Consider the following 10,974-nt stretch of genomic DNA (forward strand, 5'->3'; position numbering starts at 1 on the left):
CGGCACCCATGCGCCAAGGTTCCACAAGACGGTTAATGAGGTGCTAAATCGCGCTCGCTGGAGGAATCGTAGTACTACGGTGTCACCGCTTGCTTCGCTGACATCACGATTGCCTGTCCGGATTTTTGCGCAGCGCAGACAACGTCTGCTGCGGCGTCTCGCCGAACAGGTCACGATACAGCGCCGTGAACTCGCCCATGTGCCAGAAGCCGTTCGCGAGAGCCGTGGCCTTGATGGATTGGGCCGCGTCTGCCCGCACCAGTTGCTGACGCACATTCCAGAGGCGCCGCAGCCGCATGTAGCGGTGCATGCTCATGCCGCGAATCGCAACCACGGCGTTATGCAGCGTTCGCACCGAGACCCCAAGCTGTCGCGCCACGTCGGCGCTGTACAGCGCCTTGCCCGCGTTGGCGGCAACGAATTCGTCGAACTTGCGGATCAGCGCCAGATAGTGGCTCAGGCCGAGGTGCCTGGCGTCGGAGGCCGAAGCTGCAGCCATCGCCATGTCGACCGCCAGCAGGATCGATTCTTCGACGCTTTCGATCACGGTGGGCTGCGCGAGAGTATCGGGCGAACGCGACGCCAGCATCAGCACTTCGCGCAGCGTGGTCCGCAGCGTGTCGAACCTGGCGCGTTCCGTGCCGATCACCTGGGGGCGGTCGAGTTCACCGGGCCAGCCGCGATCGTCGACGGAATCGAAATTGACGAAGGCGACCAGATTGGCGTGCTGCTCCACGATCTCGCATTGCGCGGTGCCCTTGACCAGCAGCAGTGCCGGCGCGCGGCCCTCCATGCCGTTCACGATCAGCGACGCCTCGTCGTCCATCATCAGGCCGACGATGGCTCCGGTCGTGGAATATTGTATCTGGAGAATGCGTGGAAACGTCCGCTGCAGATAGATCGTGCAGCCCCTCAGCCTCAGCATCGCGAAGGATGCGGCGAAATCGCGGATACCGAGCGGAATGCTGCTCGCCCGACCGAGCCCGTCGATGCTCCGGAAATGATCGAAATCCGGCGACCGGCTGATCTTCACGAAGTCGGATTCAACGAGTTCATCAAGCAACGACACGCGGCGGTCATCCGAGCCGTCGGCAGCGATCGTCGCAATAACGAAGAAAAACGCTGGCCGGGATTAAGAGGAATCGAACGCGCAACTTGACCATGGCGGCGGGTGCCTCGATGCCCCCGCCATCGGATGAAGCGTCTTGAGTCCTGGGCGCGTCTTCATTGACGCAGGACACATGGCATCAGGCCCCCGGAATCAGGTCGTGGAATCAGGTCGTGGAATCAGGCCTTCGATGCGCGGCTATCCTACCAACTATCCCCGGGTTACGGAAATCGTTGGCCGCATTTCGATCCAGTTTCGCACCGAGCAATTGTTCGGTGCCCGTCGCAATCGCAATCTTGCGATCCAGGGATGCTTCCGATGCCTCATGCAGCCGAAAGTCGGCGGCTCAAGGGCTGTGTCCGGTTCGAATCGCGACGGCAGCGCCACGTCGGTACGAAACTGGGCACTGCAAAACCTGCCGTTTTTGCGCTTGTGGCAGCGACCAGCGTGCGCAAGAGCACGCTTTTCGATCCCATGATGCGCAGTTCTTTCTGATCGACTTCGATCCGTTGGGCGAGCGCGCGGAGGTGTTGTGGATAGCGGTCGAGGGCTGACACGGGAACATCGACGCGAATAGCCCGAGCCGGTCATTCAACCGACGATTTTGCTGAGCAACCGCTGATCAGGCTGCGATCCGACAGAGGCACGCCCATTGCGATTGCGCTGGAAGTTCAATCCAGTAGCGCTCACTTTGGCCTCCGCCCCAAACGTGGAGCGTGCCGCAGAGGAAATCCGCATAGGCTTTGCCGTCATTCTTGTACGTGCCCCAGCCGCTACCGCCATCAATCTCTTGCAGTTCGCGCTTCTCGACACCACGAGGCCGACCGAGCCGGAGCATGGCTTCGAGTTTTTTCCGATCTTTTTTTCCTTCGGCAGGTAGCTTTCTCAGTGGTTTTCGCATGACAATCTCAAGCATTTGAGGATGCACTGCTGCAAGTCATCTGCTGGCGCCGGAATTTTTTCATCGACGGCGGGGATAGCCTCCGTTCGACCAGTCCGAGCAGATGGAGGAGTCGAACTCTTCAAGTGGGCGCGAGAGGCATTCATAGCGTGCCGTTTGTTCTGGCTGCATCGGGATCGAAAATCGTTCCCCGGCATCCTCGATCTGAGCAATCGTACCGAAAAAGGAGCTGAACGTTTGCTTCTCCGGGACCACTGCAATAGCGATCCACGCCAGAGTGGCGCTGTGTCGACGCGCGATCGCTCGAACGTCAGCGCGGCGTTTGCGCACATTGTAGGTGGGATTAATAACCCCACTCACTTGGTACCTGTTCCGGGTCTTAACTCCGATCAAATAGCGCACACCATCGCGCTCGGCGAAAATGTCGCCGAACGGATGGTTGGCGCTTTCCGCGTTCATATCCCGCACTTCAAGGAAGCCGGCTCGCTTCAGGAGATTGGCTGCCTTCCTCTCACCCCAGTCACCGAGGGCACGCTTTCGCTGCACCCGTTCACGCGTTTGCTCTCGCACGAGCACAGGCGGTTGTCCGATGCCTAACTGGCGTCGCAGGTCCCGAATATATTTGGCGTGCAGTTCGGCCAAGGCGGACTCCTTGGGGATTGGACCTTGCTCAAGCAACTCAAGCCAGTGCTGCCGCTCGGCGTGGGCGGCTTGCTCGGCCGCATCGCGAACGAACCGGTCAGGTCCGCCGGCACGGAGCAATGCTTGAAATGTTTTGGGCTTCGCCACGAGATGCCTGTAACGCTATATAAGCCACTATTAGCGTTACAAACGAACTGCGGCGACTTCATGGCCCCTTCGCTGCGCACCGTCTGGGGACAGGACTCGGCAGGGTGACAACTTAAAAGCGTAGCGCGAGATCGCGGAGCATCGCACCTTTGCAAATCGGAGTGCGGGGCAGGATGCTCTGTCATAGCGCCACGGCGAAGCAATAGTGCCCATCTTCATCGGCCGTGGCGCGCCACTTCGGCAGAGCACGCTGGCGTAGCGCCGGCCTTCCCGCGACGCTCCGGAAGTTCTATTCGGTGCCCTCGTCGGGGGCGGATGGAACGTGGCGCCGAAGGTCCATTCTGTCGTGGAGGATACGCACGATTTCGATCGTGCCGTCTGGCGCCGCCCGGTACATCAGGAAATGACTTCCGCGACGAGCCCGTCGCGCAACGTGGAGCGTGCGAAGACCTGCCACGATCTCGTCCCGGGCCTTGGAGCCTGCGACATCGGGGCCGTTGGCGAGTTCGCCAATCGCGTGAACGAGCGTGTCCCGGTAGACGCGCGATTGTCGCGCGCCAAAATTCTCGGTAGTCCATTTCAGGATGTTGGCAAAGTCGACTTCTGCGGCCGCGCCGAGACGAACCCGCCATCTTCCCTCGGCCATCAGGGTTCTATTCGGCTGTTCTGGAGATGACCTTCTCCGAGAGGTCATTTAGATAGGATTGCAGTTCCTCGATATTCCCAAATTCCCTGAACTCTCCTCGATCCAACGCTCCGACACCTGCGCGAGCCGCTGCCCGCAACGCTTTCAGCTTGCTCGCATCCTCCGCCTCGCGCTGCTCCACGAGCCGCAAACCGTCGCGCAACACTTCGCTGGCGTTCTGGTAGCGGCCGGACTTGACCAAGGTCTCGAGGAGTTCTTCCTGGCGCTCCGTCAGCACGACGTTTCTGGTCGGCATTGGCATCCTCTCAGGTGGTTCCAAAGCGAGGTTCGGCTATGGCATATTATGCCATAGCCTCCTTCGTCTCAACCCCGGAGAGTTGGCGCACACCCTCGGCCGCCGCCGTAGGTGATCGTCGTCCCAATCGGCCGGGGTCAGCGCGTCCGTCGCGCGCCATCAGGCCGCCCGCACCGAAGCGAGGAACCTGCCGACTTCGAGCTTGAGGCGGTTGCTGTCGCCCGACAGTGACTGCGCCGCGGAGAGCACCTCCGAGGAGGCCGAACCGGTTTCGCTGGCGCCGCGCTGCACGTCCGCAATGTTCGAGGACACCCGCTGGGTCCCCATCGACGCCTGCTGCACGTTGCGGGAAATTTCCTGCGTCGCAGCGCCCTGCTCTTCCACCGCCGCCGCGATCGCCGACGAAATCTCCGACAGCTTCTCGATGGTGCCGCTGATCGCCTGGATCGCGTTCACGGATTCCTGGGTCGCCGCCTGGATGCCGGTGATCTGCTGGCCGATCTCGCCGGTGGCCTTGGCGGTCTGTTCGGCGAGCGCCTTGACCTCGGAGGCCACCACGGCGAAGCCGCGGCCGGCCTCGCCGGCGCGCGCCGCCTCGATGGTGGCGTTGAGCGCCAGCAGGTTGGTCTGGCCGGCGATGGTGTTGATGAGTTCGACGACGTCGCCGATGCGGGTTGCCGCCTTCGACAATTCGCCGACGCGCGCGTTGGTGGTGCGGGCCTGATCGACGGCGTCATTGGCCATCCGCGCCGACTCCTGAACCTGGCGGCTGATCTCGGTGACGGACGAGGCCATCTCCTCGGTGGCCGACGCGACCGACTGCACATTGGTCGACGCTTCCTCGGACGCCGCCGCAACCGTCGTCGTGAGCACCTGGGCGCGTTCGGCGGTCGACGTGAGCGTGCCTGCGGATACTTCGAGCCGGCCGGACGCCGACGAGACGGTCTCGACGATACGGCCGACGGCGGCCTCGAAATCGTCGGCCATCTTGTTCATGTCTGTCTTGCGGCTCGCCACTGCGCGCGTCTCGGCCGCACGCCGCTCGGCTTCCAGCGACTGGCGCTCGATCGCGTTGCCCTTGAACACTTCGACTGCCTTGGCCATCTCGCCGATCTCGTCGCCGCGGCCGACGCCCGGCACCTCGATGTCGAGCTTGCCACTGGCGAGTTCGTTCATGGTCGCCGTCATGCGCCGCAACGGCGCGGTGATGCTGCGTGCGACGACGATGGACACCGCCAGCATCACGAGCAGGATGGCGCCGGCAACGATCAGCGAACGCTGGGTCGACACCCAGGTCTGCGCTTTCAGGTCGTCGATGTAGACGCCGGTGCCGATCACCCAGTTCCACGGCGCAAAGCCGACCACATAGGACAGTTTCGGCTGCGGCTTGTCGAAGCCCGGCTTGGGCCATTCGTAAGGCACGAAGCCGGAGCCGTCCTTCCTGACGGCAATGACGAAGTCGACGAACAGCAGTTTGCCGTTCGGGTCCTTGTAGGTCGAGAGATCGCTGCCGTTCATTTCCGGCTTGATCGGATGCATCACCATCCTGGGATGCATGTCGTTGATCCAGTAATAGTCGTTACTGCCGTAGCGCAGCGCCGATATCCGCGCCATCGCCCGCTTCTGCGCGTCGGCTTCCGAAACGCCGCCCTTCTGCACGGCGGCATGCTCTTCCTTGGCGATGCCCAGCGCGACTTCGCCGAGATGACGCAGCTCGATCTGCTTCTGCTGATACAGGCTCGTGGCGAGTTCCTGGGACTGCAGAAAGGTGACGCCGAGCAGGCCGGCGAAGCTGAGGCCAATCAGGGCATAGATCTTTCGGCCAACGGTCATGTTGGCCCGGCTCATGATTGCAAGCATGTTCTGTCTCCGCGCGACGACAAGGGTCGTCCGTCCCCACTTCGCGGAATCGTATAGGTGAGCCGCTTTCTACTCGTTAATTTGCACTCAGTAGATATACGGAAATAGACGCACGAGAATTCCGTTAGCCGGCAGAAGCGCGATCGAATTTTCGCGTCGTCTTGGCCGGGCTTGTCCCGGGCATGATGCGTGTGTGGACACCCCGCCCAATACAACGACGGCAATGCAAAAGGCCCGCCCCCGTTCCGGGGCGGGCCTTTCAGATTTTGCGTTGGCCGGCGGCTTTAGGCCGCGCGCACCGAATTCAGGAACTTGCCGACCTGAAGCTTGAGGCGATTGGACTCGGACGACAGCGATTGCGCCGAGGACAGCACCTGCGAGGAGGCCGTGCCGGTCTCGCCGGCGCCGCGCTGCACGTCGGTGATGTTGCTCGAGACCTGCTGGGTGCCGCGCGCCGCCTGCTGCACGTTGCGGGAGATTTCCTGGGTAGCGGCGCCCTGCTCTTCCACCGCGGCGGCAATCGCCGAGGAGATTTCCGACAGCCGTTCGATGGTGGAGCTGATCGCCTGGATCGCGCCGACCGACTCTTCGGTCGCGGCCTGGATGCCCGTGATCTGCTGGCCGATCTCGCCGGTCGCCTTCGAGGTCTGCTCCGCCAGCGCCTTCACTTCGGAAGCAACGACGGCAAAGCCGCGGCCGGCATCGCCGGCACGGGCCGCCTCGATGGTGGCGTTGAGCGCCAGCAGGTTGGTCTGTTCGGCGATGGTGTTGATGAGTTCGACCACGGCGCCGATGCGGGCCGCTGCCTTCGACAGTTCGCTGACGCGGTTGTTGGTGGTGCGGGCCTGATCGACGGCCTCATTGGCCATGCGCGCCGATTCCTGAACCTGACGGCCGATCTCGGTGATGGACGAAGCCATCTCCTCGGTGGAGGAAGCCACCGACTGCACGTTGGTGGAGGCTTCTTCGGAGGCCGCGGCGACCACCGTGGTCAGTTCCTGGGCGCGCTCGGCGGTCGTCGTCAGCGTACCGGCGGCTGCCTCGAGCTGGGTCGACGCCGACGACACGGTCTCCACGATGTTGCCGACCGCACCTTCGAAATCGTCGGCGAGTTTGACCATGTCCTGCTTGCGCCGTTGCGCCGCGACCAGGTCCTGCTGGACCTTGGCCTCGGCCTCCTCGCGCGCCTTGTGCTCGGCATTCTCGCGGATCACGGTTACCGTCTTGGCGAGATCGCCGATTTCGTCGCCTCGGCCAGCGCCGGGGATCTCGACCTCGAGATTGCCGCCGGCCATCTCGCCCAGCGCACCGTTGAGGCGCGTCATCGGGCGGGCGACGCCGAGGAAGGAGAACACGACCGAGGCGATCAGCGACGCCACCACGACGATCGCCATGATCAGGTTGATCTGGTTGGCGCGCTCGGTGTCGTCCATGACCGCGTCCTTGGAGACCTTTGCATCCCGCTGCGCCGCCTCGACCGTCGCCTCCATCAGGCCGGCGACGTCGGCGGCGGCCTTGACGGTGCGGTTGGCGATGATGTCGTTCTTCGACTGCTCGGTCCGCACGGCTTCCTCATTGGCGGCCAGGAAGCGCTTGACCAGCGAGGAGAGGTTGCTGACCACGACCAGCAATTCGCGGTCGTCGGCCTCGCCGCGCAGCTTGTTGAAGACATCTTTCAGCCCGGCCTCGGTCTTGGCCATTTCGGTGACGAGGTTGGCGTCGCCGGTGGCGCCGAGCTTCCAGGCGCCGGCCCGCAGCGCGCTCACCTTGCCGTCGGCCTGGAACAGCAGACGCTCGATCTCGAGACGGTTGTCCAGCTTCTGCATCGCCGGCAGCTTCATTTGCGTATCGATCGCCTTGTTCCATTCTTCCGAGATGGCCGAGCGCTTCTCGATCTGCGCCAGCAGCGTGGACTGCGCCTTGGCGAGATCCTCCACGGCGGCCACAAAACCTTCCATCAGCGCCTTGGTCTTCTGCAGCCGCTCCCTGGCGTCTGCCTGCTGGGCCATCCCCAGCGCCGCGTCGAGCTCCTTTGCCGCGCTCGCCTTGTAGCGCTGCAGATCGGCGACGGCCTTTTCGACTTCCGCGGGCTTTCTCGCCAGGCGGACGTCGCCCGCGGCGAGCTGGATTTTTCGCAGGTCGATATGCGCGGCAAGCGCATGATCCGCCACCTGCTGCGACTTATTGGCGCGCTCGCTGACATCCTCGATTCTTGCCTCGGTCACCATCTGGTTGGCGACCATGCCGATCGCCAGCAGCACGCCGACCGCTCCGGCCAAGCCCAGTTTGTTTCCGATACGGTTGAGCTTGATCATGTCGACGACCCCAAGTCTTCTGCTGTTTTTTCCGGAGGTAGCGTTCGCCGCACCAAGAGCCGGCGACCTTCGCGCGCGAATCCCGAAGATGCCTCACAGCGTAGCGGGGACCGGTTAATTTCCGCTTGCATGGTGCCTCAGCGTTGCAACCTGGTTGCATTGACGAAAGTCTCACGCAGAACGAGAAAAAGCCCGCTTTCGTTTTCGGAAGGCGGGCCTTTCATCTCCCATCGGGCGGGTGTCAGGCGGCCCGAACCGATTCCAGAAACTTGCTGACTTCGAGGCGCAGGCGCTTGCTGTCGCTCGACAGCGACTGCGCCGCCGACAGCACCTGAGAGGAGGCCGCGCCGGTCTCGTTGGCGCCGCGCTGCACGTCGGTGATGTTGGCGGAAACCTGCTGGGTGCCTCGCGCCGCCTGCTGCACGTTGCGGGAGATTTCCTGGGTTGCCGCGCCCTGTTCTTCGACGGCGGCCGCGATCGCCGACGAGATTTCCGCCAGCCTTTCGATGGTGCCGCTGATTTCCTTGATCGCGCCGACCGATTCCTGGGTCGCGCCCTGGATGCCGGTAATCTGCTGGCTGATCTCGCCGGTGGCCTTGGCGGTCTGTTCGGCCAGCGCCTTCACTTCGGAGGCGACCACCGCAAAGCCGCGGCCGGCTTCGCCGGCACGCGCCGCCTCGATGGTGGCGTTGAGCGCGAGCAGATTGGTCTGGCCGGCGATGGTGTTGATGAGCTCGACCACATCGCCGATGCGGGCGGCGGCCTTCGACAATTCGCTGACCCGATCGTTGGTGACGCGGGCCTGACCGACCGCACCCGACGCCATCCGCGCCGATTCCTGCACCTGCCGGCTGATCTCGGTGACCGAGGAAGACAGCTCTTCAGTCGCCGACGCGACCGACTGCACGTTGGTCGAGGCCTCCTCGGAAGCCGAGGCCACCGTGCCCGTCACCTCGCGTGCGCGGTTGGCGGACGCCGACAACGTGCCGGCCGAGGCTTCGAGCTGGGTCGACGCCGCCGACACGGTCTGCACGATCTCGCCGATCATGGATTCGAAATTGCGCGTGATGCCGTCGACCCGGCGACCGCGCTCGATCTTGGCTTCGGCATCGGCAGAAGCGGCCTCATCGGCGGCCTTCTTGGCGATCAAGGCTTGCTTGAAGACCTGCAGCGTATCGGCCATCGGTCTTCTCGCCCTGATGCGGCACCTTGGCGCTGAGATCGCCGTGGCCCAGCGCCTGCATGGGAGTGACGATCGAGGCGATGCCACCCGACACGTCGCGAACCAGAAAAACGCTGATGCCGGCGCCAAGCACGACGACCGCACCGAGGATCAGGGCCAGCATCATGAGCGCGTGGGCGTAGCTGTCAGCAGCATCCTTTGCCGCCTTGTCCGCGCCCGCATTGTTGAGGTCGATATCCTTTCGCAGGACGGCATCGGCGTCGAGCCCGATCTTGTTGACGGTCTTCCTGTTCAGCTCATGGGCCTCGCGAGGAGGCTGGCCGGCGGCCTTGCGCGACAGCGCCATGACCTCCTCGGTGCCCTTCTTGTAGCTTTCCCACAGCCGGACCCATTCGTTATACATCGCGCGCTCCTCCGGCGAGGTAATCATCGGCTCGTAGGCGGCCCGGATCTTGGTGTTGCTCTCGACGACCGTGGCGAGTGTTTTTTCCTGCGCCAGCTTCTCTTCCAGCGTTTCGGACAGCATGTGCTCGCGGATCACGTTGCGGTAGGTGATGACGCCGGCGCGCAGGTCTCCCAGCACCCGGACGCTCGGCAGCCAGTTTGTCGTTATGTCGACCGTGTTCGCATTGATCGACTTCATGTTGCTGACGGCGAGCAGGCCCATGCCCGTCATCGCGACCAGCAGGAAGGCGACCACGGCAATGATCTTGGAGCGGATCGAGTACTTGGCGAGCATAGCTTTAAGTCTCTTGTTGTTGGCGCTCGGAGCGCGCGCCGGACTTCTTCCAAGGCGGGGAATAGGAGAATCACGAAGGATGCCTTGGAATCACCAAGCCTCATGCTTCCCCAGGTTGCGTTAATTTATTCATCCGTAGGATTACGGTACGTACAAGAACTAACCAGCGGATGAACGTGCGCGGGAGGCGTCAGCGCATCAGCTTCAGCGCATCGGAGAAAAATTCGCCGCCGCCGAAATTGCCCGATTTGAGGGCGAGCAGCATGTCGCCTTGGCCGGAGCCCACCGCGCGCAAAACCGGCACGCCGGCAGCGATTTCCTGGCCCACCAGGAATCCGGGAATGCGCAGACGATCGACGACCGCGCCTGACGTTTCACCCCCCGCGACCACCAGTCGCCGCACGCCTGACCGCACCAATGCTTCGGCGATGTCGGCCATCGCCTGCTCGATGGCATGTCCGGCTGCATCGCGGCCATGACGGGATTGCAGAGCTGCAACCTGATCCGGGGTCGAGCTGCTCGCGATCAGGACCGGACCCTCGGTGATTCGCGCGCTCGCCCAATCCAGTGCGCGGCGCGCTTCGTTGGGGCCGGCAACGATCTGCTCGGGGTCGAGATGCAGCACGGCCATGGCCTTCTCGGCGTTGGCGATCTGCGCCAGCGTCGCCTGCGAGCAGCTTCCGGCCAGACACGCCGCCGGTCCGCCGACCGGCGCGCCTGTTGCCGCGCCGACGGAAGCCGCCTTGACCTTGCCGGAGGCGACCAGCCCCCGCGCGAGGCCAAGCCCGATGCCGGAGGCGCCGACGGACAGGCGGTGGTCCAGCGCCACCGCGCCGATCGTCTCCAGATCACGGTCAAAGACCGCGTCGATGATGGCAGCGCCGACGCCATTCCTGGCGAGGTCGGCGAGACGAGCACGGACCGCCTCCGCGCCGCGCGTGAGCGTGGCCAGGTCAACCAGGCCGACCTTGCTTTGGCTCTGGCGCGCCAGCACCCGCACCAGACTGGAATCGTGCATCGGGTTGAGCGGATGGTCCTTCAGCGGGCTTTCGTTCAGCGGCACGGAGCCGACGAACAGATTGCCCTGATAGACGGTGCGGCCGGTTTCCGGAAAAGCCGGCGTCACCAGCACGATCGC

At 63.7% G+C, this 10,974-nt stretch carries 8 protein-coding genes and 1 pseudogene; all 9 read right to left on the reverse strand.

All coding sequences use genetic code 11. The features are described from left to right. Window positions 1-103: 103 nt before the first annotated feature. Window positions 104-1,069 carry a helix-turn-helix domain-containing protein gene (locus tag V7E26_RS16210; RefSeq protein WP_324417760.1) on the reverse strand — a complete coding sequence of 322 codons (966 nt, stop codon included), beginning with the start codon at window positions 1,067-1,069 and terminating at the stop codon, window positions 104-106. Window positions 1,070-1,730: 661 nt separating this feature from the next. Beyond that, window positions 1,731-2,009 (reverse strand): hypothetical protein, encoded by a 279-nt coding sequence (locus V7E26_RS16215; RefSeq protein ID WP_324417762.1) that lies wholly within the window; start codon window positions 2,007-2,009, stop codon window positions 1,731-1,733. Window positions 2,010-2,069: 60 nt separating this feature from the next. Then, window positions 2,070-2,798, reverse strand: coding sequence for a hypothetical protein (locus tag V7E26_RS16220; protein WP_324417764.1), 729 nt, complete (start codon window positions 2,796-2,798; stop codon window positions 2,070-2,072). 289 nt (window positions 2,799-3,087) lie between these two features. Further along, complete coding sequence (locus tag V7E26_RS16225; RefSeq protein WP_324417766.1) at window positions 3,088-3,444, reverse strand: type II toxin-antitoxin system RelE/ParE family toxin; 357 nt, start codon at window positions 3,442-3,444, stop codon at window positions 3,088-3,090. 7 nt (window positions 3,445-3,451) lie between these two features. Continuing rightward, window positions 3,452-3,739 (reverse strand): type II toxin-antitoxin system ParD family antitoxin, encoded by a 288-nt coding sequence (locus V7E26_RS16230; RefSeq protein WP_324417768.1) that lies wholly within the window; start codon window positions 3,737-3,739, stop codon window positions 3,452-3,454. 159 nt (window positions 3,740-3,898) lie between these two features. Beyond that, window positions 3,899-5,599 carry a methyl-accepting chemotaxis protein gene (locus tag V7E26_RS16235; protein WP_324417770.1) on the reverse strand — a complete coding sequence of 567 codons (1,701 nt, stop codon included), beginning with the start codon at window positions 5,597-5,599 and terminating at the stop codon, window positions 3,899-3,901. A 284-nt stretch (window positions 5,600-5,883) separates the two neighbouring features. Further along, window positions 5,884-7,911: a methyl-accepting chemotaxis protein gene (locus V7E26_RS16240; protein WP_324417774.1), complete on the reverse strand. Its 2,028-nt coding sequence runs from the start codon at window positions 7,909-7,911 to the stop codon at window positions 5,884-5,886. 244 nt (window positions 7,912-8,155) lie between these two features. Further along, window positions 8,156-9,836, reverse strand: a pseudogene (locus tag V7E26_RS16245) (methyl-accepting chemotaxis protein). A gap of 190 nt (window positions 9,837-10,026) precedes the next feature. Further along, on the reverse strand, window positions 10,027-10,974 hold a 948-nt coding region (gene otnK / locus V7E26_RS16250; protein WP_324417772.1), incomplete at its 5' end, for a 3-oxo-tetronate kinase.

The sequence above is a fragment of the Bradyrhizobium sp. genome (genome assembly GCF_036735945.1).
GTDB lineage: Bacteria > Pseudomonadota > Alphaproteobacteria > Rhizobiales > Xanthobacteraceae > Bradyrhizobium.